The sequence below is a fragment of the Halorubrum sp. CGM4_25_10-8A genome (assembly GCF_005435025.1).
In the GTDB taxonomy this organism is placed as follows: Archaea; Halobacteriota; Halobacteria; order Halobacteriales; family Haloferacaceae; genus Halorubrum; species Halorubrum ezzemoulense.
In genome coordinates this window covers 81,112-107,515 of record NZ_SGTX01000002.1, presented here as the reverse complement: position 1 = coordinate 107,515, position 26,404 = coordinate 81,112, and the positions used below count along the sequence as shown (strand labels likewise).

Below are 26,404 nucleotides of genomic sequence, written 5' to 3'. Positions count from 1 at the left end.
GGGGTGAGGCGCGGTGCTGTGAGGGGCGGGACTCAAAGGGATAGCCCCGAGGCCGCAGTAGGCGACGTAAGCACCGCAGCGAGCGGAGCGACACAGGAGCGCAACGAGCGTACCGCGGCCTCGCGGCTGGGGCTTTGGAGGTTGTCACCACCGATCCACCAGCAACTGCGTGTGAGATATCGACGTATTAGTCGCTCGCCTCGGCGGCCGTCTCGAAGACAACCCACTCGGGGTGGGCGTCAGGCTCGTCGGGGAGGTACGTCCCCTCAGTCCCGCACGCCGTGACGAGCCGACAGGTCGAGCGCTCGGGCGGCCAGACGACCTCGACGCGCTCGCCGCTGGCTCCCGCCTCGCTGCCCTCCGTCACCCGAACCGTCACCTCCTGCCGGTATGTGAACGTCGCGCCGGCGGGGTCGACGAGCGTCACGGTCACGGCGACCGCGTCGCCTTCGGGGTCGAACGGCACGGGGTCGCCCGCCTCGGGGTCGCCCGCGGCCGCCGCGCCGGGCAACCGGACGCCCTCGGGCGTCACCGCCCAGTCGACCGCGAGCGAGTCGCCGAGATCGCTCACCGTGTAGGAGACGTGGTCCGGACCGCCCGGAGCGCCCCGTCGCGGGTCGACGCGGACCTGCGCGCGGGCGACGCGGTCCGGCACGCCGACGGTCGTCTCGGCGTCGATCCGAGCGCCAGTGCGCCGGTCGAGCGGCTCCAGCTTCGGCGTGACGCGGGTCTCCGGATCCGCGGTCCAGACCCCCTGATAGCCGTAGCGGTACAGGGTGCGGTCCGGGTACGCGTCCAGCACCGCGAAGTTCTCGACCGGGTCGCGGTCGAGCGCGTACACGACCTCGCCGTCGAGCCCCGGCCCGTTCCGGAGGTACTGGAACGGGTGGTTCTGCCACTCGCCGTACGGCGTCGGCACGAAGACGAGCCCGCCCTCGAAGGTCGTCTCGTCGAACGGCGCGTACGCGGCCTCGTGTTTCGCGTCGACCGCGGCGTTCCGCTCGATCGGATCCGCGGCCGCGTCGACCGCGGCCACGCCCGCGACGACGACCGCGCTCGCGACGACGACCGCGATCGCCACGCGGGCGACCGTCCCCGAGGCGCCGCGGGAGACGAGCCGGTCGCGGGCCGCGGACAGCGCCCGGGCGGCGGCGGCGACGGCCAGCCCGCCGAACACCGACAGCGGGACGAGCAGGTCGAAGTGATAGAACGGGCCGAACAGCGACGCGAGCCCGTCGGTCGGGTCCGAGAGGTCGGCGAGCGTGTTGTGCGTCCCCCAGAAGTAGAGGTTCCCGACGACGACAGAGACGGCGACGCCGACGAGCAGCGCCGTCGCTGTCCGTCGGAAGCCGGGCGTACCGGACGCGTCGTCGGCCGCCCGGTCGTAGAGGAGTCCGCGCGGATCGCCGGTCGCGCGCCACCCGCGGAGCGCGACCGCGCCGCCGACGAGCGCCGCGAGCGTTCCGAGCGGGCCGGCGGCGAACCAGCGGGTCGCGATCTCCCGGAGCGCGTACCCGTTCGACTCCAGCGCCAGCCCGAGCGTGTAGTCGACCGAGTGGCCGAGGATCCGGCGCTCGCCGAAGCCGGGGCCGTCCATCGGCGCGAACACCTGGTACGGGAACACGAGCGGGGACCCCGTCATCCGGGCGTTGTACGCGAGCGTGACGCCGACGAACAGGGTACCGAACAGCGCCGTCAGCCCGTGGCGGCGGACCGGGTCGGGGAGCCCGCGGACGCCGGCGTCGACCAACGCGCGCGGCGTCGACGCCGCGGACTCGGCGCCGAACCGCCGGGTCGCCGACGCGACGCGCCACAGCGCGTGACAGATGAACGGGGCGGCGAACAGCACCGCCGTGTACGGCCGCGCGAAGAAGGCGACCCCGATCGCGAGGCCCGCGACGCTCGCGGCCCTGAGGGACTCGTCCCGGACGCTCCGGAGGTACGCGACCGCGAAGACCAGGTTGAAGAGCGTCGTCGGCGCGTACGGAAGGAACGCCGAGGAGGTCGCGATCGCCATCGGCGACGCGGCGAAGAGGACGGCCGCGGCGAGGCCCGCCCGGCGACCGACGGCCGCGGAGCCGAGCAGGTACACCAGAGCGGCGTTCCCGGCGGCGACGACCGCGAGAGTCACGCGCGGCTCGCCGAACAGGGCCATCGAGACGGCGAACGTCGCCGCGGGAACGGGGTTGTACTTCGGGTAGAGCCGCCCGCCGTCCTCGATGAAGAACCACGGGTGGACGGCATCGGCGAGCGAGCCGGCGTGGAACGCCAACTGACCGTCGAGGAGGAGAGCGGCCTGCGTGAGGTAGACGCCCTCGTCGTGGTTCGCCGAGTGGTGCGAGAAGACGGTGACGGCGACCGCGAACGTCAGGGCGCCGGCGGCGACGGCGACGAGCGCCGCGGCGAGGCTCACCCGGTCGGCGCGTTCGAGTCGCTGGCGGAGGTGGACGAGGAGCCGGCGGGGACGGAGCGACGGTGGGAGAACTGACACGGTCGGTGGAGTGAGGCTGTGAGCGTGACGGGCGCGCGGCGCGACGCGGCGGTGAGGCGGCGGCTCAGATCTGGACGCCGGCGTCGCGCATGAGGTCGATCGTCGGTTCGAGGTTGGACAGCTCCGAGAGGTCGATGTCCGGGACGTCGAGCTCGTCGATCGTCGGGAGGTCGCCGATCGGCTCGACCTCCGGAATCAGCGGGTACTCGAAGGTGGAGCGCGCGAAGTAGTCCTGCGCCTCCGCCGACAGCAGGTGGCGGACAAAGTTCGCGGCGAGGTCAGCGTTCGACGCGGTGTCGACGACCGCGGCGCCCGCGACGTTGAACACCGCGCCCGCGTCGCCCTGCGTGAAGGAGGTCGCGATCGGGGCCTCCGGGTTCCCGTCGAGCACGCGCTGGATGTAGTAGTGATTGGTGAACGCGGCGTCGATCTCGCCGTCGGCGATCTCCTGACACGCGCGGAACTCGTCCGGGTACGTCGCGGCGCCGCGCTCGACCATCGCTTCGAGCCACTCGCGGGTGGCCTCCTCGCCCTCCAGCAGCCGCATCGCGGTGACGAACGCCTGCGCGGAGCCGTACGACGGCGCCCAGCCGAGGTCGCCCTCGAACTCGTCGGGGTACGCCATGATGTCGTCCGGGAGCCCGTCTTCGGAGACCGACTCGGTGTTGTACGGGACCGTCCGGGCGCGCCCGGAGGTGCCGACCCACTGCTCGGTGTGGAACTCCCCCCGGACCTTCCCGGTCACGTCGTCGGGGAGCGCCTGCGTGCGTCCCGCGTCGGCGAGCGCGCCGAGCGAGCCAGCGTTCACCGAGTAGAACACGTCGGCCGGCGACCCCTCGCCCTCGTTGATGATCGCGTTCACGTGGTCGGTCGAGCTGTTGTACCGAACGGTCAGGTCGAGGTCGTCGTACAGGTCGTCGATGTAGCCGACGAGGTCGCCGACGAGGAACTCGCCGCGGCCGGAGTAGACGGTGAGTTCGCCCTCCAGCGCCGGCATCTCCGCCATCGGCGTCCCGCCGGGGGCGTCGCGCCCGGCGCGACCGGAACCGATCTGCCCGATCGCCGGTCCGCCGTCGCCGCCGTCGGAGCCGTCTTGATCGTCGCTCCCCGTACAGCCGGCGACCCCCGCGACGCCGACCGCGCCGGCCGCCGCGAGGAACTTCCGCCGTCGAACGTCGCGCCCGTCTCGTGCGTCGGATTCGTGGGTCGTCATGTGTTTTAGGCTTGCCTAAATGGTTTTAGTCGTGTCGGTTCAGTCGTCCGCGGGCGCCGGCGTCCGCCGGATCGCGTCGAGGCAGTCGAGCCAGTCGCGCATGTACTCGCCGCAGTGATTGAGGAACGCGCCGTTGTTCCACTCGTCGAAGTCGCCCTCGGCGAGCGCGTCGGCCATCGCGTCGAAGACCGCCGCGTACGAGTCGGCGTCGGCGCCCGCCTCGTCGACGACCTCCCAGACGTGCTCGTTCAGCTCCAGCCCGGCCACCTCGTTCGCGAGGTCGTCGAACGTCGAGCGCGGGGCCTTGTTGTGTTCACAGAGCGGGTCGCCGTTGTAGATGCGCTTGCCGAGCACGTCGCAGGCGCGTTTTAAGAACAGCCCCGACCAGATGTCGTCGAACCGCCCCACGTCCCACTCGTTGTCGTCCATCGGCAGCTGGTAGAACGCCGGGATCACCTCGCGGCGGAACGCGAGGTTCATCGAGCAGACGGTGAGGTAGTTGCCGCGCGCGGCGACGAAGTCGTCGCCGAAGTCGTCGGCGGTCGTCCGCGTCTGCGCCTGGCCCTCCAGGTCGCCGTCCATCAGGATCCGGACCGCGTCGAGGTCGGGGACGTTCGTCCACAGCCCCTGCGAGGCGACGACCTCACCGGCCTCGACGTCGACCGCGTCGGTCTCGACGGTCTCGTCCATCGCCGAGTACGGGTAGCCGCGCGGGTAGAGGCCGTGCTCGTCGGCGTTGTCGTAGAGGACGTTCACCCAGTCCTCGTCGGAGCGCACGCGCTCGATTTCGCCGCCGAACGCGAGGTTCGCCATGTGTCGACCGAAGTAGTCGACGTCGTCGTGCGGGAGCGTGTCGTCGTCGATGAAGACGCCGTAGTCGAACGACTCGTCGGCCCACATGTACAGCAGGCCGAAGCTCGTCTCGGCGTGGCTCGCCGCCGGGACGACGTGGCCGTACTCCGCGACGCCGTTGGCCTCGTACCACTCCTCGCGGCGGCTGCCGTCGAACACCTCGCCGGAGACGTCGAGGTCGTCGAGCATCGCGCGCATCTCGTCGGTCTCGCAGAAGTCCTCGGTGACGAGGACGAAGTGGAGCCGCGAGACGTCGAACCCGTGCTCGCGGGCGTTGGCGACGTACGCGCGGAGGCACTCGTACTCTCTGATCGTCGGAACGATGACGCAGATATCCGAGCCGTCGCCGCTCGGGGCGGTAGCCGTCATACGCGTTAGTTTTTAGGCTGGCCTAAAAGTTTAGCGGTCCGTCGTCGGCTGCGTCGCGGTCGCGTCGGGTTCCCGCTCCGACTCGTCGGGAGCGCGCGTCGGCGACAGGTCGAACGCGGCCGCGACGGCGCCGCCGCCGGCGAGCGTGACGGCGTTCTTCAGCGCGTGGTCGAGGGCCGCCGCGGCGAGCGCGACCTCGGCGGAGATCGGCGTCGCGGCGACGACGATCCCGGTGAACGCCGCCTCGTACAGCCCGATCCCGCCCTGCGAGAGCGGCAGCACCTTCGCGAGGTTCCCGGCCGAGACGGCAAGCGTCCCGACGACGGCGAGCGCGACCGGATCGACGGCCCCGCCGAACCCGCCCACGAGCGCCGCGAGGACGAAAACAGCGGTCGCGACGTCGAGCGCCCACACGACGCCGCTCGCGAGCGACACCCGAACGAGCGCGCCCGCGTCCGCGGCGACGACGCGGACGGCGGCGCCGAACCGGACCGCCGCGTCGACGGCCCGGGCGAGCCGGGATCCCGCAGCGCGATCGCGGAGGGCCGGACCGAACTGCCGGTCGCTCCGAGCGACGACGACGGTGAGCGCAGAGAGCAGCGCGGCCGCGATCGCAGTGCCCCCGGCGACGACGAGCACCCGACCGGAGCCGTCGGGCGCGACGACCCGCCCCCCGGCGAGGCGGACGGCGAGCGCGGCGCCGCCGAGCGCGCCGAGCGCGATCAGGTCGAAGGCGCGCTCGACCGCCAGCGATGCGACGCCGGTAGCGTAGGGGACCTCACGGCGGTCGTTCAGCAGGTACGCGCGCACCCCGTCGCCGGCCCGGGCGGGGACGATCAGGTTCGCGGTCTGGCTCGCGAACACGGTCGCCGTGAGGAACGCCGTGCGACACCGGTGTCCCATCGGCCCGAGCACGTCGCCGTACCGCCGGCCGCGGACGGGCCACGACGACAGGTACGCGACGAGCGCGGCGGCGACGTAGACCGGGTCCGCGGTCGCGACCGCGTCGACGACGGCGGCGAGGTCGAGGGTCCGCGTCAACACCGCGCCGCCGATCGCGAGGACGAGGACGGTTCCCGCGACCGAGAGCGACCCCCGAGGGACGCGCGCTCGGAGCCGGGAGAGGCGCTCGCGGAGTCGAGCGGCGGCGGTTCGCGGTCTCATACGATTATTTAGGTCGCCCTAAAGAACATAACGCTGGCGGTTCGCGGAGGCGAACCGGCGGGGCGGGCCGGACCCGGCGCGACGCAACACGTTTGTTCGCGGGAATCGAACAACCACGCATGAGCGCGAACGAGGCAGACGCCGGCGCTGCGACCGAGGACGTGCGGATGTGGCTCGTCGAGCGCACGTACTCCGACGACGAGCAGAACATGGTGATCCTCACGTACGCGACGCCGGACGGCGAGCGCTACTTCCGCAAGGAGCGCGCGCTCACCTCCTTCACGGACGTGCGCGACACCACGGCCGCCGTCGACGCGGCGCCGTCGAACGTCGGAGCTGTCGACGACCCCGACGGCCGCGAGCGCTACGCCGCCGAGGCGACGCGGATGGCCCGCGCCCACGACCCCGACGACGTCATCTGAGCCGCACCGCGGACGGACCGCGAGCGACCGGGCCGCACAGCCTTTTCACCGCCCGGGCCCAACGCCCGGCCGATGCGCGCCACTCTCGAAACGCTCGGCGTCGCCCTCCTCGTCGGCGCCGCGCAGGCCCTCCTCGGCGTCGTCGGCCTCGCCGGACTGTTCGCGCTGTCGACCCCCGTCGCCGTCGCTCCCTGGACGCTCGTCACGAGCGTGTACGCGCACGGCTCCGTCGGCCACCTGCTGGCGAACGCCCTCGCGCTGCTGCTCGTCGGGCCCCTGGTCGAGCGCCGGACGACCCGCGCCCGCTTCCACGCGTTCGTGGTCACGACGGGCGCGCTCGCGGGCCTCGCGCAGGTGACCCTCGGGAGCCTACTCGGCCCGCCGGTCGCTGTGTTGGGGATCAGCGGCGCGGTGTTCGCGCTCGGCGGCTACCTCCTCGCGGGAAACGTCGTGAGCGAGACGCTGTTCGACCGCCTGCGCCTCTCGCCGCGAGTCCAACTGGTCCTGTTCGGGCTCGTCGCCGTCGTCCTCACCGCGACGACGGCCGCGCCGGGCGTCGCGCTGATCGCGCACGCGACCGGGGCGTTCTGCGGGCTCGTCGCCGGACGCGTCGGCCTGCTCGACGCGCGGTGACCGGAACCGGACCGGACGGTGGGCGCGGGCCGCGATCGACGGCGCCGGGGCTAGGCGATGTGAAAAACGAAAGGGGTGAAAGAGAAACGCCCTAGCGCTCAGTCTTCGAGAACGATCTCGATGCTGACGTCGTTCGGCACTTGGACGCGCATGAGCTGGCGGAGCGCGCGTTCGTCGGCGTCGATGTCGATCAGACGCTTGTGGACGCGCATCTCCCAGTGCTCCCACGTCGCCGTCCCCTCACCGTCCGGGGACTTGCGCGACGGGATCTCGAGCGTCTTCGTCGGCAGCGGGATCGGGCCCGACAGGGCGACTCCCGTCGAGTCCGCGATCTCGCGGACGTCGTCGCAGATGTCGTCGAGGTCCTCGGGGCTCGTGCCGGCGAGGCGGACGCGTGCCTGCTGCATCGATTATCGCTCGTTGACGTCCAGCACCTTGCCGGCCGCGATGGTCTGACCCATGTCGCGGATGGCGAAGCTGCCGAGTTCCGGAATCTCGCCGGACGGCTCGATGCTGAGCGGCTTCTGGGGACGCACGGTGACGACCGCCGCGTCGCCGGACTTGATGAAGTCCGGGTTCTCCTCGGCGACCTCACCGGACGAGGGGTCGATCTTCTGATCGATGGACTCGATCGTACAGGCGACCTGCGCCGTGTGGGCGTGGAAGACCGGGGTGTAGCCGGCCGTAATGACCGACGGGTGCTGCATGACGACGACCTGCGCCTGGAACGTCTCGGCGACGCTCGGCGGGTCGTCGGCCGGGCCACAGACGTCGCCGCGGCGGATGTCGTCCTTGCCGATGCCGCGGACGTTGAATCCGACGTTGTCGCCGGGCTCGGCCTTGGGCACCTCCTCGTGGTGCATCTCGACCGTCTTCACCTCGCCGCCCACGTCGGACGGCTGGAAGGAGACGTTGTCGCCGGTGTTGAGAATCCCGGTCTCAACGCGTCCCACGGGGACGGTCCCGATACCGGAGATGGTGTAGACGTCCTGGATCGGCAGGCGGAGCGGCGCGTCCGTCGGCGGCTCGGCCTCCGGCAGGTCGTTGAGCGACTCTAGCAGCGTGGGGCCGTCGTACCAGTCGGTGTTCTGGGACGGCTCGGCGACGTTGTCGCCCTCGAACGCCGAGATCGGCACGAACGTGGTGTCGTCGGTCGCGAAGCGGACCTGGTTGAGCAGGTCCTCGACCTCGCCGATGACCTCCTTGTAGGAGTCCTCGCTGTAGTCGACGAGGTCCATCTTGTTGACGCCGATGATGAGCTCGTTGATCCCGAGCGTGCGGGCCAGGAACACGTGCTCGCGAGTCTGGGGCGCGACGCCGTCGTCGGCCGCGACGACGAGCACCGCGTTGTCGGCCTGCGAGGCGCCCGTGATCATGTTCTTCACGAAGTCACGGTGGCCCGGGCAGTCGACGATGGTGAAGTAGTACTGGTCCGTGTCGAACTCCTGGTGGGCGATGTCGATCGTGACGCCGCGCTCGCGCTCCTCGGCGAGGTTGTCCATCACGTAGGCGAACTCGAAGCCGCCCTTGCCCTTCTCTTCGGCTTCCTCGCGGTGCTGCTCGATTACGTGCTCGGGGACGCTCCCCGTCTCGAAGAGGAGGCGACCCACGAGCGTGCTCTTGCCGTGGTCGACGTGGCCGATGATGGCCAGGTTCTGGTGCGGTTTGTCACTCATGGGGTAATCACGCGCTAAGGCGCTCTGTGAGTAAGTTTCGGTAGATTCCACTAAAACGGTTTCGATACGGCCCACAGAGTATCGTGCCGCCGTCTTGCGATTCTCGACAACCCGGGGCACGCCACACGGCCGCACGGAGACCGTCGGTGGGCGAGTCGGGCGTCGGCTACTCCAACCGGCCCACGTCGCCGAGGACCGCGCTCGCGGTCTCGGGGCCGCCCGCGCCGCGGCCGGAGATGTTGAGCCGGCCGGCGTGGGAGGTCTCGATCTGGACGATGTTCTGCGTCCCCGAGACCGCGAGCGTGCCGTTCTCGGGGACGAGCCGCGGCGCGACGCGGACGGTCTCGCCCGTCGCCTCGCCGATCAGCCGGACCGTCCGCCCGTCCTCGGCCGCGAGGCGGAGCGCGGAGCCGGGCACGTCGCGGATCCCCGAGACGTCGGCGTCTTCGAGCGTGAACTCCCGGGCGTCGGCGGGGTCGTCGACCGCGCCGAACGAGAGCACGTTCGCGAGGATGACGCACTTCAGCGCCGCGTCGGTGCCGTCCACGTCGAAGGAGGGATCCGCCTCCGCGACGCCGAGGTCCTGCGCCTCCGCGAGCACGTGGTCGTAGTCCAGCCCCTCGGCGGCCATCCGCGTCAGGATGAAGTTCGCCGTCCCGTTGAGCACGCCCCGGACCGCCGTGACGTGGCCGGGCTCGATGTCCTCGACGGTCGACACTGCGGGGATCGCGCCACCCACGGTCGCCTCGAACCGGATCTCGCCGTCGCTGTCGCCGACGGCCGCCCGCAGGTCGCCGTACCGCTCCGCGACGGGGCCCTTGTTCGCGAGGACCGCGTGGCGGTCGCACTCTAAGGCGGTCGTCACGTGCGAGAAGCCCGGCTCGGCGTCGCCGAGCGTCGTCGGCGTCGCCTCCACGAGGACGTCGTAGTCGGCCGCCAGCGCGTCTGCCGGGTCGTCGTCGCCGACGATCCCCCGTTCCGCCTTCCGCGCCACGACCGCGTCGGGGTCGACGCCGACGGCCTCTCCGCCGGAACCGCCCGTCCCGTCCGCGACGACCGCGGTCGACGAGTCGGCGACCGCGACGACCTCGTGGCCGTGTTCGCCCGCCAACTCGACGACGGAGCGCCCGACGGCGCCCGCACCGATCACGGCGAGTCTCACGCCTCCACCCCCGTGAGTGGCTCAACGACGCGGAGGTCCTTCTCCGCGGCGAGGTCGCGGACCGCGGCGAGCGCCGCGTCCGTCTCGCCGGCCCGGGCTTCGAGCCGGAGCCGCGCGCTCGACACCTCCTCGGTGCCCTGCGGGGCCGCGAGCGACACGTCGGCGACCGACGCCGACTCGCAGGCCTCGATGCTCGAGAGCGTGTCGGAGAGGTCGGTGTCGATAAGGTGGCCGAAGAGGAGCAGCGTCACCTCCTCGGCGTACCGCTCCGTGCCGGCCTGCATCACGTTCACGCCCTCGCTACGGAGCGCGTCGACAATCTCCTCGAACCGGTCCGGCGTCGCCTCGAAGTCGACCTCGACCGGGATCCGGCCGCGGGGCGTCTTGTTCCCGCGCTCGTGGTAGATCGACAGGAGGTTCCCGCCGTTGTCGGCGATCGGGTGGAGCGCGGCGAGCAGCTGCCCGGGCTCGTCGACCAGCTCCAGCCGGACCGTGTGCGTCGAGACCGCCGTCGAGGCGTGGCCGCCGTCGGGCGACGCTCCCGAGTCGGGCTCGTCGACGCCCGCCTCCGCGTCGAGCGCGGCCTCCGGCGCCCCGTCGCGACGGTCGCTCACTGCGCCACCTCCGGCGCCGCGCCGCGCCCGGCTTCATCGCGGCCGGTCGAGTCCGGATCGCTCGTCCGCGGACGCGCTCCTGTCCCCGACGTGGAGCGGTCGCTCGGTGGCTCCGTCGCGGTGCGCCGGGGGGGAGTCGTGCCCGTCTGCATACCCGAACGGAGTCGGACGATCCGGTATAAGCCTTCGGCGCTGGCAGGCGTTGCCTCGCTTCCGTGCCTGTCAACGCGGCGCACGGTTCGGGGAGGTCTGCCGCGATCGACGGCGTCGGGGCTCTCAGGCGGAAGACGCGAGAGAGAAGTTGACCGCAGAGACCGCAGACCGCGTCGTCGACTTAGAAGTAGTCGATCGACTGCGGCAGTTCGAGCTTCATCCCCTTGCGCTCGCGGATCTCCATGATCTTCTCGCGCTGGAGATTATCGACGAGGACGCGGAAGCCCGCGTTCTCGGTGTTCCACGAGGCGCGGCCCTCGGTGGCCGAGCGGATGTCGGAGGAGAACCCGATCATCTCCTCGACGGGCGCGATGCCCTCGACGACCATGAGGTCGCCCTCCTGGTACATGTCGTCGACGCGGCCGCGACGACCCTGGATCTCGCCGGAGGCCGCGCCCATGTGTTCGCTGGGCACGTCGATCCGGACGTCCTGGATCGGTTCGAGCAGGCGGACCTCGCCGTCGATCAGCGAGCGGTGGACCGCGTCGCGGACCGCCGGGATGACCTGCGCCGGACCGCGGTGGATGGTGTCCTCGTGGAGCTTCGCGTCGTGGAGTCGGAACAGCGACCCCTGGACCGGCTCGGCGGCCAGCGGACCGTCGTCGAGCGCCTCCTGAAGCCCCTCCAAGACGAGCTCCATCGTCTCGTTGAGGTGCTGGATCCCCTTCGTGTCGTCGATGAGGATGTTGGTCCGGTGGATGTCCTCGACGTTCTGGGAGGTGTCCTTGTCCATGCCGGCCTCCTGGAGCGCCTCGCGGCGCTCCAGTTCGGGCATGTCCATCGAGACCTCGCCGAGCTGGATGGCGTCGACGATCTCCTGGTCCATCGGCTCGACGGTGATGTAGAACTTGTTGTGGCGGTTCGGCGACTGCCCCTCGACCTCGCGAGAGGACTCCTGGGGCTGCTCGCGGAACACGACGATCGGTTCGCCGGTGATGACCGGGATGCCCTGGTTGTCGCGAATCCGCTGGGTGATCACTTCGAGGTGGAGCTCACCCTGCCCGCTGATCAGGTGCTCGCCGGTGTCCTCGTTGATCTCGATCTGGATCGTCGGGTCCTCCTTGGCGACCTGCTGGAGCGTCTCGATGAGCTTCGGCAGGTCGTCCATGTTCTGCGCCTCGACAGACTTCGTGATGACCGGCTCGGAGATGTGTTCGATCGACTCGAACGGCGTCATCTCGACCGAGGAGACGGTGGAGCCGGCGATGGCGTCACGCAGTCCGGTGACGGACGCGATGTTCCCCGCCGGGACACGGTCCACCTCCTCGCGTTCGGACCCCATGAAGAGCCCCACGCTCTGGATGCGGTTCTTCCCGGCCGTGCCGGAGACGTACAGCTCCTGGCCCTTCTCCAGCGTGCCGGAGAAGACGCGGCCAGTCGCGATCTCGCCCGCGTGCGGGTCCATGGAGATGTCGGTGACCATGAAGACGACGTCGCCGTCCTCGTCGACCAGCTGCATCCCCTCGGCCAGCTCGGTGTCCGGGTCACCGCGCCAGATGCGCGGGACGCGGCGGGGCTGCGCGTCGACCGGGTTCGGGAAGTGTTCGCAGACCATGTCGAGCACGACGTCAGACAGCGGCGTCCGCTCGTGGAGCTCCTGCCGCTTGTCGTTCTGTTCGAGCTCCATGATGTCGCCGAAGTCCATGCCGGTCCGCTGCATCGAGGGCATCGAGACGCCCCACTTGTACAGCGCGGAGCCGAAGCCGACCGTGCCGTCCTCGACGGAGACGGTCCAGTCCTCGGGGATGTCGTCCATGTTCTCGGCCATCCCGCGGATGAGCTCGTTGACGTCGGCGATGACCGACATCAGCCGCTCTTGCATCTCCTGGGGCCCCTCCTGGAGCTCCGAGATGAGGCGGTCGACCTTGTTGATGAACAGCGTCGGCTTCACGCCCTCGCGGAGCGCCTGTCGGAGCACCGTCTCCGTCTGGGGCATCGCGCCCTCGACGGCGTCGACGACCACCAGCGCGCCGTCGACCGCGCGCATCGCGCGAGTGACGTCGCCCCCGAAGTCCACGTGGCCCGGGGTGTCGATGAGGTTGATGAGGTGGTTGGTGTCCTCGTACTCGTGGGTCATCGAGACGTTCGCCGCGTCGATGGTGATCCCGCGCTCCTGCTCGTCCTCCTTCGTGTCCATCGCGAGCTGCTCGCCCGCGGTGTCCTCGGAGATCATCCCGGCGCCCGCCAGCAGGTTGTCAGACAGCGTCGTCTTCCCGTGGTCGACGTGGGCGGCGATGGCGATGTTCCGGATGTGCTCCGGGTTGTCCATCAGCCGCTCACATTCCTGAACGATCTTCTTGCGTCGGCCCATTATACCGAGTGTTACCGAAAGGAGGGTCAAAAGGGTAGTGTTTCGTCGCGGCCGATTCGCCGGGGATCACCCCCGATCCCCGGCGATTTCGTGTCGCACAGTGTCACGGAACGACCGCCGCGGGCGCCCGGGTCGAGACCCCGGCGGAGCGGGCATCGGCGCGGTTTTAAGGGCCGACTCGGGAAACGGTGAGTATGAACGAGACGCTCTCACGGCTCGTCGACAGCGGCGTCGTCGCGGTGCTCCGCGGGGTGCCCGCCGACCAGCTCATCGAGATCGCGGAGGCGCTCCGCGAAGGCGGCGTCACCGCCGTCGAGATCACCGCCGACACGCCGAACGTCGCGGACCTCATCGACGAGGTGACCGCCTCCTTCGACGACGAGGTCGTCGTCGGCACCGGTACCGTCCTCGACAGCGAGACCGCCCGGACGACGCTGATGGCGGGCGCCGAGTTCGTCGTCTCGCCGAGCCTCCACGAGGACGTCATCGAGACGTGTAACCGCTACGGCGCGGTCAGCGCACCCGGCGTGATGACGCCGACGGAGGCGGTCCGCGGCTACGAGGCGGGCGCCGACTTCGTGAAGGTGTTCCCCGCGAAGACGGTCGGGCCGGCCCACCTCGGCGCGATGAAGGGGCCGCTCGGCCAGATTCCGATGATGCCGACCGGCGGCGTCAGCCCGGACAACGCCGCGGAGTACGTCGAGGCGGGCGCGTTCGCGGTCGGCGCGGGCGGCGCGCTCGTCGACTACGACGCCGCCGAGCGCGGCGACTACGAGGTCATCACCGAGACCGCCCGCGAGTTCACGCGGGTGGTCGAGGAAGCGCGCGGCGACTGAACCCCGAGGGTCCGGCGCGGTGAGGCCCGCTCGACCCGCGGCCGCTCCCCCCACCTCACATGAAGTCCGCGATGCCGGACTGCTTGTTCGTGTCGTCCTCGAAGATCGACTCTAACGACTGGTCTAACACCTTCAGCCGCTGTTTCGTGTAGGGCCGGCAGTCGAACCGCTCCGCCACCTCGATGGCGGTGTCGACGTACTTGCTCACCGACCCCTCGTGGACGGTGAGGTTCACGCGGCCGCCGCACTCGCGGCACTCGCCCGTCAGCGGCATCCGCCGGTACTTTTCGCCGCAGTCGAGACAGCGCGTTTCCTGCCGCGAGAACGCCCGGAGGTTCCCGATGATGTCCGGCAGGAAGTGGTACTCGATCACCCGCTCCGCCACGTCGGTCTCGTCGACCGCGCGGAGCTTCCGGGCCAGCTCCAGCTGGGCGTCCATCTTCTCCATCATGTCGCCGAGCGTCTTGTACGCCGAGAGGTCCGGTCCCATCGCGATGTCGGTGGTGTCGTGGGTGTGGTCGAACCCGTGGTACTCGTCGTCGGTGCCGAGCGTGTCCTCGCCGATCTGGATCAGCTCCTCGACCGCCTCCGGGTCGGCCATCTCTCGGGACGCCTCGTACAGCTCTTTGGGGTACTCCCGCACGATGTCGACGTTGTGCGCCTCGTCGTCGATCTCGGAGGGGTCGATTCGCGAGGACATCACCAGCGGCGCGTCCATCCGCCCGCCGCGCTGATCGGGCAGAAATTCTTTCGAGAAGTTGAGCAGTCCGTCCATAAGCAGCATCACGCAGTCCTCGTCACCGTCACACTGACCGGAGTACACGTCGTTCGCGACGAGCGTGTTTGTCTCCTCAACAGTCAGACAGTATGTGAATTCGATGTCGGACTGGACCATCTCGACAGAGACGACTTCATCAACCCAAACGTCGCCTCCGTCACCGAAGAGTCGCTGTGTTCGGGTATCGACGCGGTCCAGCACGTCAGTAAGCGTCTCGTCCTTGCGGCCGAGATGGAAGCCGACTCGGTCGGCGAACCGCACGGCGTTCTGTGATGTGATCTTGAGGACCCAGGATTCGAACGACTGCTCGCCGTCGTAGAACTCGGCCACCGCACCCGTCTTCGGGGTACGCTCCTCGCGATACACTTTCGTAGCGATACCGAACCGCTTGAGGGCTGCGATTAGGTCGGACTGTAGGTCGTCGCTCACCGTATGTGCGCGAACCTCGACGCGTTCGCTAGACGTGCTTCCGTCGCCAGAGAAGTACGCCGCGAGGAACGTTCGGAGAATCGAGTCCGGTGCGGAGAGCACGCAGTCCGGGATTAGTTTCGTCTCCGCACGACTCCCGGCGTCAAGAACATCCGAGAACAGCGTCGTGACGAGGCGACTGGAAACAGTAATCTTCCATTCGTTCTCCTCGAACGCCTCAACGTCAAATACGTCGTCAAAGACGTCAATGATCTCGTCGCGTGGCACGTCGTCCGGCGTACAGATTGTCGTCTGGTAAAATGACCCAGCCTCCTGCCGGGTGAACCCTTCTGCAGCGTAGTATCCGAGCATCGTGCCGACCGTCTCGTCGACATCGAACTGACGCGAAATCGAAGCGCTGTCTCGACGGATTCCAAGTGTCACGTCGGTGGGAACGCGTTCGACGACAGTGTCGCAGTCGTACAGTTCGATCAGAACGCCGGCCGAGATGCTGTCGCGAGACACCCAGTTGTACACCGTCGACTGACTAACGTCGAGGAGTTCCGCAACAGGCTTCAGGTAGTTCTCGGCGTCTGTCGCATCATCGAGGAGTTGTTTGAGATTAGATTCGCCGAGCCCTCGGATCATCAGGTCGTCGTTCGAAACGGCGTCCGCGTCGAGGAATTCCGCGAGCAGGTCGAACGTCGCTGTTTCCCCGTCAACCGAGATCTGTTTCGGCGCAGGGAGCGCATCTTCCGTGGTTAACTCTCGGGCCGACACGCGCTCGATTCCATCGCCGGTCCACCGACGCATCGAGTGGTCGGGCGTCACCGTCAGCTCCTGTCCACTCTTTGTTTCGACGCGGACGAGGTGGTCAGGCGAAGGATGCTTCGAGAGTGCTTCAGCCCGTTGGAGCGTTTTCTCGCCATCCTCAGTTACGGACGGTACATACACATCGTCATCGAGTTTCTGGACAAGCGTCCCGAAGTCGTCCTCTTCAGCCGTTTCGGCGTCAAGTCGGTCCTCAACGAGTGTCTCGATGGGGTCGTAGTGCCACTTTCCGGCTTCGTCCTCGTACCAGATTTTCGTCTCCGGGTGGAAGCAGTTCCGCCGTTTCGCGGCGTGAAAGTACGGATGAGCGTATCCGACCGCGGCCGACGTGAAACCTACCACTCTCCCAACAGTCGCGGCGCTCGTGTGGGGCGCCATCCCGAAGACGAGCTCGCCGACGAGGTCGTCGCGCTCGTTCACCTCGTAGAAGCGGTCGAGCCCGTAGAACTGTTCGAGGAGGTCGTCGACGAAGTCGGCGGTCTTGAGCATGTGCTCGGCCGCGCCGTCCGAGAGGACGATGTCCTGGACGCGCAGTTCGACCACCTGGTCGTCGTGGCGCAGCGGCTCGCCGTCAATATCGGTCTCGTAGCCGAGCTCGCGGAAGTGGTCGGCGGTGACGTCGAGCTCCTCGGGCCGGACCGCGGTGACCGGGAGGTCGGTCATGTCGTACCGGACCGTTCCGTCCTTGAACGACGTGACGCCGTTCTTCGCGCGGAGGACGCCCTTCTCGATCGGCTCCGGCGTCTTGTTCCGCGAGGTGAGCCCCTGAACCCCCTTCAGGATCTCGAAGGCGGACTCGCGCTCGCCGACCGTCTCCAAGGCGGTGCGGTACGCGTCGTTGACGTCGACCACCTGATACCCCGCGGCCGTCACCTCCCACTCGCAGTTCGGGCACTCGACGCGGCCGGCCTCGTCGGGCTCGCAGACGGTGCCGCAGTCGTTACACTCGTAGTGCGGTTCGGTGTGCGTCTCGCAGTCGGGGCACAGCGCGGCGTAGGTGTGCTCGCCGCAGTCCGGGCAGACGCGGTCGGAGACCTCCAGTTCGTGTCGCCCCCGCCGGCCGGTGTCGTCCATCACGTTCGCGGCCTCGGCGACGTCGCGCTGGGGGCCGCCCGCCTCGTTGATCGGGAAGAGGGTGTGGACCGCCGGCGAGAGGTCGCGGCTCTCCGACTTCTCGGGGCGTCCCATCCGGTTACCGATGCGGGTGGGGGCCCGCTCGCGCACTTCGAAAGGGGCGACCTCGTTGACCGCGCGGATCGCGTTCTCGCCGTCGGCGTACTCCCGGGCCGCGGGGGAAAGGTCCGCGGGGTCCCACTCCTTCCGGAGGCCGTCGTCGATCCCGAGCGACCGCGCGAGCGGCCGCCACGTCGGGATCCGGAGGGCGTCCGGGGTCGCCGCGTGTTCGATCAGCAGCGACTCCAGCGTGTCTTGGACCTGATCCGTGCGCTCGATCGCGAGGACGCCCTCGACGACCTCGCCAGCCGCGATCGCGTCGGCGAGCGCCGCGAACGCGTCGACCGACACGTCGTGCCAGAGGTAGGTGTACTCGGGGTGGAGCGGGCAGTCGTGCTCGCGCGCCCACGAGAGCGCCCGGTCGACATCGGGGTGTTCGAGGTCGACGTGCGGGTCGTCGCGGAGCGCGCGGACGTCGGCGCCGGCCGCCTCGAACTCCTGGACCCACCACTCGGGGGCGTACGAGGCGGGCGCGAGCGGGTGGTTGTTCTCGACGAACTCCCCGTAGTTGACGAGGTACTCGCCCAGGTCGAGGACCTTCTCGACGCCGTTGCGGAGCTCCTTCGCCTCCTCGGGGTCGTCGATCCGGCGGACCTCGCCGTTCGCGAGCCGGACCGTGGGGCCCTCGATGGAGTCGACCGGGACGACGCCGTGCGCCTTCCCCGGCCGCTCGGTCTTGATCTGCGTGCCGGCCGCGAGGAAGTCGTCGACGATGTGCATCGTGGCGGGGTGGACGCCGCCGGTCGCGAAGCCGTGGTTGCGCGCCCGGCCGTACCGGAGTCGGAAGCCGCCAGCCTCGCTCGGGTGGGTGAACACGGGCCGCCCCGCGATGAGGTCGCGGAGGAACTTCTGTGAGGGGTCGGCCCGCGGCGGTCCGGCCGCGTCGTCGGCCGCGCTCTCGTCTCCCTCGGTGTCCGCTACGTCGTCGGCTTCGGCGTCGCCGTCACCGTCTCCCGTGCCGCTCTCGGTGTCCTCGTCGGCCGCGGCGCCCCCGTCGCCCGCCCCGTCTTTCCCGATCGTCCCGTCGATCAGGTCCTGGAGCCACGGCCAGTCGACCTCCTCGAGGTCACGGGTGTACCGCTGGATCTTCGGGGCCTTCAGCGCGATCCCCTCGGCGGCGACGAGGCACATCCCGCCGCGCGCGGAGTTGGTGTCGACGCGTTCGAGGTCGCGGAACCCCGAGACCTCCTCGTCGCTCGTCGCCTCCCCGTCGAGCATGACGGGGATGTGCTTGGCGATGAACTTCGACTCCTTGTCCTTCGGCGTGTACTGGAGCCCGGTGTCCTTGTCGTAGAGGGCGATCTCCTCGGCGTAGCGCTCGACCTCCACGTCGCGGGGCTTGTACTCGTCGACGTCGAGCAGCGACCGGGCGTAGTCGGCGACGAGCACGGACAGCGCCTGCGCCGTCCCGCCCGCCGAGCGGATCGGACCGGCGTAGTAGACGTTGACGAACTCCGTGCCGTCGTCGTTCTCCAACAGCTCGACGCGGTCGATCCCCTCGATCGGCGCGGCGACGACCCCCTCGGTGAGCAGCGCGACCGCGGTCCGGACCGCCCCCTCGATCTTCCCCTCGCGGGAGTCGTAGTCACCGACGTTGCCGTCGACGAAGTCAGTGACCAGCTCCAGAGCCGCCTCCTCGCGAGACATCTCGCCCTCCAGCTCGCGGACGCGCTCGGCGACGCCGTCGATGCCGAGGATGTTCTCGACGCGGTCGGCCATGTCGCGGGCGATCGGGATCTCGATCTCCGGCTCCGGGTCCCGGCCCTGCTCTTTGGCCGTCTCCGCGACATCCCACGCCTCGTCGAGCCGCTCTTCGATCCGCGCGAAGTAGCGCTCGTCGTCCGGTCTCATCGGGCCTCTGGGGTCCGGTGGCGCGGTCGACGGGTCACAGCCACAGGTCGAGGTCCGTCGCCTCGTCGTGCGAGCGCTCCAGCGGCTCGGCGAACGCGCGCAGGTGACACTCGCCGGCCCAGACCGTCGCCGAGTCGAGGTGCCCCGCGAGCGCCTGTCCGCTCGGCCGCGAGAGGACGGCGTGGGTGTGTGCGAACACGTCGCCCTCCAACAGCGAGACGTTGCCCACGCAGGCGGCCACCTCGAGCGGTTCGTCGAACGTCACCGAGCGATACTCGGTCTCGTCTTGGTCGTAGAACCAGACGTCCGCGTCCTGGACCGCACCGAGCGCCGTGAACCAGCCGGCCTCGACGTCTTCCTCGCGGGCGAGCGACTCGATCTCCTCGCGCCAGTCGGCCCCCGTTTCGAACCGCGCGACGTACTCCGCCGTTGGTTCGACCTCGCGGTGGTACATAGCAACTCCCCACGGCGGCCGGGGAGAAAAAGGCTTCAGTCGGACCGAGGAGGACGGCGAACTCAATTCAATATAGCGTTATGTGATACATCTAGCGACGACAGCGAGAGTCAGAGAGACGACAATAAGGCCGAGAGAACGCGTCTACACCGTAGAAACGGTGGATCTACAGAGATAGGCGGTTCAGTAGCTGACGGCGTTGCGACTCGCGGAGCGGAAAGAGAGGAAAGGCGTGGTCGGCGGGGTTCAGAACGGCGCCTGGGGGCCTTCGTCGTCGCCGTCGTCGTCGGTCGTCTCCCCGGGGAAGGAGGGAGACATCCCGCCGCCGCTGCTGGTGCCGCCGAGGTCGCCGTCGGCGCCGGCCGACGCGCCGGTGTCGGCGTGGACCGTCTCGATCTCGGGGATCTCTTTGACCATCCGGGACTTGATCGCCTGGATCGTCATCGGGGAGATACCGCAGCCGGAACAGGCCCCGCCGAGCTGGACCGTCACCTCGCCCTTCTCGCGGTCGAGGTGGGCGATGGCGGCGCTGCCGCCGTGCATCTGGATCTGCGGGAAGTTGCGCCGCAGGAAGTTCGTGATCCGCTCGCGGAGTTCGTTGTCCGCGTCAGCCGTGTCCGTGCTCATGCCCGCGAGTTGGCGGGCACCGGGCTTATGCCTTTGGTTCGGCCGGATCCGCTCCCGTCGCGGGCCGCGTCGGACCCCTACTCCGGTCGGTCGACCCCAAGGGTCCGGTACAGTTCGGACTCGATCCGCTCGACGTACTCCTCGAGCGTCTCCTCGAACGTCTCGTCGTCGACCGCGACGGCGCCGCGGATGCGCTCGCGCGGGCTCTCCGGGAGCTCGACGCGGAACTCACCGTCCTCGTAGAACGGCTCCGACTCGTTGAGCACGGTCTGGTCGATGCCGTGGATCAGCTCCGAGTCGTACCGGTCGTTCATCTGGTTGAACGCGTTCTTGTACGCCCGCTGGAGCTCGTTGAAGTAGTGCGCGTACTTGTCCTCGAACTTCTCCGGGTCGAACTCGTCGGCCATGTCGCCAGCGAGGGCTCGACGGGAAAAAAGCCGGTCGATCGCCCCCGAGACGCCGAAACGGGGGCCCCCTCGAACTCGCGGCTCGGGGAGAGATTCGAACGTGGCCGACAAGATAAATTATATGTCGCGATATAGAATTTGATCGGCGCCGGTCACCGGGTCCGAAGCGAGAGTCACGACTCGGCGGCCGACAGCGAGAGGCTCGAACGGCGGGCGACGGCGGAGCGACGCACCGCCGGCCCGCGTTCGGCGGGGGCAGAGTCAGAGAGAAAACCGGGAGCGCGGCGATCGGGTTACTCGAGATCGAAGCGGTCGAGCTTCATGATCTCGCTCCACGTCGCGGCGAAGTCCTCGACGAACTTCTCCTCGTCGCTGGCGTACACGTCCGCGATGGTCCGGAGTCGCGCGTTCGAGCCGAAGATGAGGTCGGCGCGCGTCGCCTCCCACGCGACCTCACCGGTGTCGCGGTCGCGGATCTCGTAGACGTCCTCGTCTTCGGTGACCGCGTCCCACTCGTACTCCATGTCGAGCAGATTCGCGAAGAAGTCGTTGGTGAGCGCGCCGGGCTCGTCGGTGAAGACCCCGCGGTCGGAATCGCCGTACGTCGCGCCGAGCGCGCGCAGACCGCCGGCCAGAACGGTCATCTCGCTGGCGGTCAGGTTCAGCAGGTCCGCCTTGTCGACCATGAGGTCCTCGACCGGCTCGTCGGCGTCGCCGAGGTAGTTACGGAAGCCGTCGGCCTCCGGCTCGAGCGCCTCGAAGGAGTCGACGTCGGTCTGCTCCGCCGTCGCGTCGACGCGGCCGGGCTCGAACGGCACCTCGACGTCGTAGCCCGCGTCGGCCGCGGCCCGCTCGACGGCCGCCGTCCCACCGAGCACGATGAGGTCGGCGAGCGAGACGCGGACGTCGTCGTCGCGCGACTCGTTGAACTCGGTCTGGATCTCCTCGAGCGTCGAGAGGACGTCAGCGAGCGCCTCGGGCTCGTTGGCCTCCCAACTTCGCTGCGGTTCGAGGCGGATGCGGGCGCCGTTGGCGCCGCCGCGCTTGTCGCTGTCGCGGTAGGTGGACGCCGCCGCCCACGCGGTCTTGACGAGTTCGCCGGTCGACAGGCCGGACTCGAGGAGCGCGTCCGTGAGCTCGGCGACCTCCGCGTCGCCGATGGCCTCGTAGTCGGCCTCGGGCAGGGGGTCCTGCCAGACCATCGTCTCCTCCGGGACCTCGGGGCCGAGGAACCGCTCCGGCGGGCCCATGTCGCGGTGGATGAGCTTGTACCACGCCTTCGCGAACGTCTCCTGGAACTCTTCGGGGTCGTCGCGGAACTCCTCTAAGACGGCCCGGAAGTCGTCGTCGTGCTTCAGGGCGACGTCCGTCGTGAGCATCATCACGTCCTCCTTGTCGTCGGGGTCCGCGACGCCGGGCGCGGCGTCGTCGAGCTCGTCGTTCTCCGTTGTCCACTGCCACGCGCCGCCGGGACCCTTCTCCGGCTCCCAGTCGTAGGTGAGCAGGTTGTTGACGTAGCTCATGTCCCAGACGGTCGGGGTGGCGTTCCACGGCCCCTCGATGCCGCTGGTGATCGCGTCGGGGCCCATCCCCTCGCCGAACTCGTTGTCCCAGCCGAGTCCCTGGAGGTCGATGGGGGCGTCCTCGGGCTCCGGACCGAGGTTGTCGCCGTCGTCGGCGCCGTGGACCTTGCCGAAGGTGTGGCCGCCGGCGATGAGGGCGACGGTCTCCTTGTCGTTCATCGCCATGCGGCTGAACGACTGGCGGATGTTCTTCGCGGACCCTTCGAGGTCGGGCTCGCCGTTCGGCCCCTCGGGGTTCACGTAAATGAGGCCCATCACGGTGTTGCCGAGCGGCGCCTTGAGGTCGCCCTCCTCGTCGAAGCGCTCCTCGGAGGTCGTCTCGAACTCGCTCTCGGGGCCCCAGTCGACCGCGTCGTCGCCACGGAAGTCGTCCTCGCGGCCGCCCGCGAAGCCGAACGTCTCGAAGCCCATCGACTCGAGCGCGACGTTGCCGGCGAGGACGATGAGGTCCGCCCACGAGAGCTTCTCGCCGTACTTCGTCTTCACTGGCTCCAGCAGCCGCCGGGCCTTGTCGAGGTTCACGTTGTCCGGCCAGCTGCTGATCGGGGGGAGGCGCTGGTGGCCGCCGGCGGCGCCGCCGCGGCCGTCGAGCGAGCGGTACGTGCCGGCGCTGTGCCACGCCATCCGGATGAACAGCGGCCCGTAGTGGCCGTAGTCGGCGGGCCACCACTCCTTCGAGTCGGTCATCACGTCTTCGAGGTCGGACTTGACCGCCTCGAGGTCGAGCTCCTCGAACGCCTCGGCGTAGTCGAACTCCTCGCCGTAGGGACCGATGTCGGCGGAGTTCTGATCGAGCAACTCCAGGTCCAACTGGTCCGGCCACCACTCTTGGGTGTTACTAGCCATCAAAAAATAGTCGCCCTTCTTTACGGATAATATTGTCTAATACGAGGAGACAATAATCGATATAACCGAGAGTTTCTATCGAGAAACTGAAGTTCTGTTTTCCGATCTGCGAAGTCGGCGTCGTGGGCCGCAGCGGCGCTCCGCGTGGCGTGCTCCGCCGGGAAGCGAGTGGCGACCCCGCTACGGATCGAGAAGTCGACAGTTCGATAATCATGTGTGAGAGTTCCACCCGAGGGAGGCGGGCGCGTCCGTTCGCCTCGCGGCCACTTCTGACTCCGCGCGGGAGCGTCGAGTCGCCGACGGCGCCGACCCGGGGTCTCGAAGACGGGCCGCTCAGCGGTTCAGCGTGTGGATCGCCTGCCCGCGAGCGTTCTCCGCGGCCTCCATCACCGCCTCCGCGAGCGTCGGGTGGGTGTGGACGGTGGCGGCCACGTCTTCGAGGGTCGCGCCCATCTCGACCGCGAGCGCGACCTCCGCGATCAGCTCCGACGCCTCGGGTCCGACGATCTGCCCGCCGAGGACGAATCCGGTCTCCTCGTCGGCGACGATCCGGGCGAACCCCTCGGTGTGGCCGGTCGTCATCGCCCGGCCGGAGGCGTTGAACGGCATCTCGCCGACGACGGGATCGAAGCCGGCGTCCTCGGCCTCGGCCTCGGTCATCCCGACCGTCCCGATCTCGGGGTCGGTGAACACCGCGGCGGGGACGGCCTGTCGGTCGAGCGCGGCGGGTTCACCGGCGATCACCTCGGCGGCGACGATCCCCTCGTTCGAGGCCGCGTGCGCGAGCATCGGGTCGCCCGCGACGTCGCCGACGGCGTGGATGTGCTCGACCGCCGTGCGCGTGCGATCGTCCGTCTCGATGAAGCCGCGGTCGTCCGTCTCGATACCGGCGTTCGCTACGTCGAGGCCGTCGGTGACTGGCTGACGGCCGACCGCGACGAGGATCTTGTCGACGCCGTACGTCGACTCCTCGCTGTCCTCCGTCTCGGTGTGGAGGAGGTACCCGCCGTCGGGCGCCTCCGACCACTCGCTCGCGCCCTCGCCGAAGTTGAACTCGACGCCGAGCTCCGCGGCGCGCTCCCGGACGATCCGCTTCACGTCGTCCTCGTAGGGGTCGAGGATGTCGTCGAGCATCTCGACGACCGTCACGTCGGCCCCGAGCTTGGCGTACGTCGTCGCCAACTCCATCCCGATGTAGCCGCCGCCGACGATCCCGAGCCGGTCCGGGACGGTGTCGGCGTCGAGCGCGTCGGCGGAGCTCCAAACGTGGTCCTCGGCGAACTCGAAGCCGGGGATCTGGATCGGACGCGAGCCGGTCGCGACGACCGCGTGTTCGAACGAGAGCGTCTCAGAGCCCTGCCCGTCGCCGCCGTGCGCGACGCGGACGGTGTCCTCGCCGACGAACGAGGCGGTCCCCTCGATCAGGTTCACGCCGTTCGCCTTACAGAGCTTCTCGACGCCGCCGGTGAGCCGGTCGACGACGCCGTCTTTCCACTCGATCATCTTCCCCATGTCGACGGCGGGGTCCGCGTGGACGCCCATGAACTCCGCGTTGCCGGCCTCGTGGGCGAGCCCGCTCCCCGTGATCAGCGCCTTCGAGGGGATACAGCCGCGGTTGAGACAGGCGCCGCCGTAGGCGTCCTTCTCGACGAGGGTCGTGTCGAGCCCCTCCTGTGCGGCGCGGATGGCGGCGACGTAGCCGCCCGGCCCCGCGCCGATGACCAGTACCTCCGTTCCCGTGGTGACATCTCCGACGACCATTATTCGTTGAGTAACAGCAGGGGGTTTTCCAAGTGTTCCATGACGGTGTTCGCGAACTCGGCCGCGACCGCGCCGTCGACGACGCGGTGGTCGATCGATAAGGACAACGGGAGCGTCGGCGCCGGGACGACCGTCGAGTCGTCCGAGTCGTCGAGGAACTCGGACTCGACGTCCGCGTGGTCGCGGACGACAGGGCGCTCCTCGATGGCCCCGAGCCCGAGGATCGCCGTCTCGGGGTAGTTGATGATCGGCGTGGCGTACTCGCCGCCGATCGCGCCGAAGTTGGTGATAGAGAAGGTCCCGCCCTGCATCTCCGCGGGCTTGAGCTTCCGCTCTCGGGCGCGCGAGGCGAGGTCGTTCACCGCGTCGGCCAGCTCGAAGAGCCCCTTCTCGTCGACGTTCTCGACGACGGGAACCATGAGACCCGCGTCGGTCGCGACCGCGATGCCGAGGTTGTACTCGCTTTTCAACACGATCTCCTCGTCGTCCTCCCGGAGCTCGCTGTTGAGGTACGGGTACTCCTTCAGCCCGGCGACGATGGCCTTCATCACGAACGGCATGTAGGTGAGCTTCACCCCCTCGGCCTCGGCCTTCGGCTTCAGCTCCTCGCGGGCCTCCACGAGCGCGTCGACCTCGGCGGTGTCGTGGTGGGTGACGTGCGGCGCCGTGAACTTCGAGCGCTCCATCTGCTTGCCGATGGTGCGCCTGACGCCGCGGTACGGGACGGTCTCGTCGCCCGACGCGGGAGCGCTCGTCTCGGACGCGTCGCCGGCGGTCACGGCGGGCTCCGTGCCCGGGCCCGTCTCGACCGGTTCCGGCTCGGGCGTCGACGCGGGCGACTCCAGCGCGTCAGCGTACGCGTTCACGGCCTCGGCCGTGACGAACGCCTCGCCGTCCCGGGTCTGGTCGGTCGGCACGTCGTCGATGTCCACGTCGCGGTCGCGCGCGGCCTTCCGCGTGGCGGGCGTCGCGAGCGTCGTCTCCCGGCCCGCGGGGTCGGGCCCGCCGGCGGGCGTCGCCGGGGCGTCGGCGGAGCCGTCGTCGGCGCCGCGCTTGCTGACCGCGGACTTCCGCCCGTCGGAGCCGGGATCGGTCGGCGTCGGCGCGGGACGGGGTTCGGGGCCGTCGTCCGGGGCGCCCGCGTCGGCGGCCCCGGCGTCGCCCTCGGCGTGGGCGCGCACGTCGGCCTCGGTGACGCGGCCGCCGGGGCCGCTCCCGTCGACGGCCGCGACGTCGACGCCGAGCTCGCGGGCGAGCCGGCGGGCCGACGGCGGCGCGAAGGTGCGTCCGGCGGGCGTGTCGGGCTCGGCGTCGGCCGCCTCGGTGGTCGGCTCCGACGCCGACTCGTCGGGCGAGTCGGGCTCCGGCTCCGGTTCGGCCTCCGCGTCGTCGCCGGCGGCCGCCTCGCCGTCCTCGTCGACGCGGAACGAGATGATCACGTCGCCGACGGGGACCATCTCCCCCTCCTCGGCGAACAGCTCCTCGACGACGCCGTCGTAGCTCGACGGCACCTCGACGAGCGCCTTGTCGGTCTCGACCTCGGCGACGGGCTGGTCCTCCTCGACGCGGTCGCCGGGCGCGACCAGCCAGCTGACGAGTTCGCCCTCCGCGACGCCCTCGCCGACGTCGGGCAGTTTGAACTCCTCGACCGTCATTCGTCGCCCCCCTC

General features: G+C 69.5%; 20 protein-coding genes. 3 read left to right on the top strand and 17 right to left on the bottom strand.

The window, feature by feature from the left end; all coding sequences use genetic code 11:
* Nucleotides 1–187 precede the first annotated feature (187 nt).
* From EXE52_RS02885 to EXE52_RS02870, 4 genes are all read right to left on the bottom strand, one after another.
* The gene (locus EXE52_RS02885) at nucleotides 188–2,491 is read right to left on the bottom strand and encodes a glycosyltransferase family 39 protein (RefSeq protein WP_137703430.1); all 2,304 of its coding nucleotides are present in this window, start codon (nucleotides 2,489–2,491) and stop codon (nucleotides 188–190) included.
* A gap of 64 nt (nucleotides 2,492–2,555) precedes the next feature.
* A complete protein-coding gene (locus tag EXE52_RS02880; protein WP_049932273.1) occupies nucleotides 2,556–3,704 on the bottom strand; it encodes an extracellular solute-binding protein in 1,149 nt (382 codons plus the stop codon).
* Nucleotides 3,705–3,743: 39 nt separating this feature from the next.
* Complete coding sequence (locus EXE52_RS02875; RefSeq protein WP_094593422.1) at nucleotides 3,744–4,925, bottom strand: alpha-1 4-glucan-protein synthase; 1,182 nt, start codon at nucleotides 4,923–4,925, stop codon at nucleotides 3,744–3,746.
* A gap of 30 nt (nucleotides 4,926–4,955) precedes the next feature.
* Nucleotides 4,956–6,089, bottom strand: coding sequence for a lysylphosphatidylglycerol synthase transmembrane domain-containing protein (locus EXE52_RS02870; RefSeq protein WP_137703429.1), 1,134 nt, complete (start codon nucleotides 6,087–6,089; stop codon nucleotides 4,956–4,958).
* 119 nt (nucleotides 6,090–6,208) lie between these two features.
* Here EXE52_RS02870 and EXE52_RS02865 point away from each other — a divergent pair, with 119 nt between their 5' ends.
* A complete protein-coding gene (locus EXE52_RS02865) occupies nucleotides 6,209–6,511 on the top strand; it encodes a hypothetical protein (protein WP_137703428.1) in 303 nt (100 codons plus the stop codon).
* 72 nt (nucleotides 6,512–6,583) lie between these two features.
* Nucleotides 6,584–7,144, top strand: coding sequence for a rhomboid family intramembrane serine protease (locus tag EXE52_RS02860; protein ID WP_049932268.1), 561 nt, complete (start codon nucleotides 6,584–6,586; stop codon nucleotides 7,142–7,144).
* Nucleotides 7,145–7,242: 98 nt separating this feature from the next.
* Here EXE52_RS02860 and rpsJ read toward each other — a convergent pair whose 3' ends face one another.
* The 6 genes from rpsJ to EXE52_RS02835 form a co-directional block, all read right to left on the bottom strand.
* Nucleotides 7,243–7,551 (bottom strand): 30S ribosomal protein S10, encoded by a 309-nt coding sequence (gene rpsJ / locus EXE52_RS02855; RefSeq protein WP_004048854.1) that lies wholly within the window; start codon nucleotides 7,549–7,551, stop codon nucleotides 7,243–7,245.
* Between the two features lie 3 nt (nucleotides 7,552–7,554).
* The gene (gene tuf / locus EXE52_RS02850; protein ID WP_137703427.1) at nucleotides 7,555–8,820 is read right to left on the bottom strand and encodes a translation elongation factor EF-1 subunit alpha; all 1,266 of its coding nucleotides are present in this window, start codon (nucleotides 8,818–8,820) and stop codon (nucleotides 7,555–7,557) included.
* Nucleotides 8,821–8,986: 166 nt separating this feature from the next.
* Complete coding sequence (locus EXE52_RS02845; protein WP_137703426.1) at nucleotides 8,987–9,982, bottom strand: homoserine dehydrogenase; 996 nt, start codon at nucleotides 9,980–9,982, stop codon at nucleotides 8,987–8,989.
* A complete protein-coding gene (locus EXE52_RS02840; protein WP_049932264.1) occupies nucleotides 9,979–10,596 on the bottom strand; it encodes an amino acid-binding protein in 618 nt (205 codons plus the stop codon). The genes EXE52_RS02845 and EXE52_RS02840 overlap by 4 nt, the downstream gene beginning before the upstream one ends.
* On the bottom strand, nucleotides 10,593–10,748 hold the full coding sequence (locus EXE52_RS18200) for a hypothetical protein (RefSeq protein WP_158228674.1): 156 nt from the start codon (nucleotides 10,746–10,748) through the stop codon (nucleotides 10,593–10,595). Before EXE52_RS18200 ends, EXE52_RS02840 begins: the two co-directional genes overlap by 4 nt.
* Nucleotides 10,749–10,930: 182 nt before the next feature.
* The gene (locus EXE52_RS02835; protein WP_049932262.1) at nucleotides 10,931–13,120 is read right to left on the bottom strand and encodes an elongation factor EF-2; all 2,190 of its coding nucleotides are present in this window, start codon (nucleotides 13,118–13,120) and stop codon (nucleotides 10,931–10,933) included.
* A 194-nt stretch (nucleotides 13,121–13,314) separates the two neighbouring features.
* On the opposite strand from EXE52_RS02835, the gene EXE52_RS02830 reads away from it, so the two are divergent.
* Entirely contained in the window at nucleotides 13,315–13,956 is a 642-nt protein-coding gene (locus EXE52_RS02830; protein WP_049932261.1) for a bifunctional 4-hydroxy-2-oxoglutarate aldolase/2-dehydro-3-deoxy-phosphogluconate aldolase, read from the top strand.
* A 55-nt stretch (nucleotides 13,957–14,011) separates the two neighbouring features.
* Here EXE52_RS02830 and polC read toward each other — a convergent pair whose 3' ends face one another.
* The 7 genes from polC to EXE52_RS02795 form a co-directional block, all read right to left on the bottom strand.
* Complete coding sequence (polC, locus tag EXE52_RS02825) at nucleotides 14,012–19,057, bottom strand: DNA polymerase II large subunit (RefSeq protein ID WP_137703425.1); 5,046 nt, start codon at nucleotides 19,055–19,057, stop codon at nucleotides 14,012–14,014.
* Nucleotides 19,058–19,091: 34 nt separating this feature from the next.
* Entirely contained in the window at nucleotides 19,092–19,511 is a 420-nt protein-coding gene (locus EXE52_RS02820) for a PPC domain-containing DNA-binding protein (protein WP_049932257.1), read from the bottom strand.
* Nucleotides 19,512–19,757: 246 nt separating this feature from the next.
* A complete protein-coding gene (locus tag EXE52_RS02815; RefSeq protein WP_049932256.1) occupies nucleotides 19,758–20,138 on the bottom strand; it encodes an iron-sulfur cluster biogenesis protein NfuA in 381 nt (126 codons plus the stop codon).
* 77 nt (nucleotides 20,139–20,215) lie between these two features.
* Nucleotides 20,216–20,545: a DUF5783 family protein gene (locus EXE52_RS02810; protein ID WP_094583397.1), complete on the bottom strand. Its 330-nt coding sequence runs from the start codon at nucleotides 20,543–20,545 to the stop codon at nucleotides 20,216–20,218.
* A gap of 293 nt (nucleotides 20,546–20,838) precedes the next feature.
* Complete coding sequence (gene katG, locus EXE52_RS02805) at nucleotides 20,839–22,974, bottom strand: catalase/peroxidase HPI (protein ID WP_137703424.1); 2,136 nt, start codon at nucleotides 22,972–22,974, stop codon at nucleotides 20,839–20,841.
* 333 nt (nucleotides 22,975–23,307) lie between these two features.
* Entirely contained in the window at nucleotides 23,308–24,735 is a 1,428-nt protein-coding gene (gene lpdA, locus EXE52_RS02800) for a dihydrolipoyl dehydrogenase (protein WP_049932253.1), read from the bottom strand.
* The gene (locus EXE52_RS02795; RefSeq protein WP_137703423.1) at nucleotides 24,735–26,390 is read right to left on the bottom strand and encodes a dihydrolipoamide acetyltransferase family protein; all 1,656 of its coding nucleotides are present in this window, start codon (nucleotides 26,388–26,390) and stop codon (nucleotides 24,735–24,737) included. The genes lpdA and EXE52_RS02795 overlap by 1 nt, the downstream gene beginning before the upstream one ends.
* Between the last annotated feature and the right edge of the window lie 14 nt (nucleotides 26,391–26,404).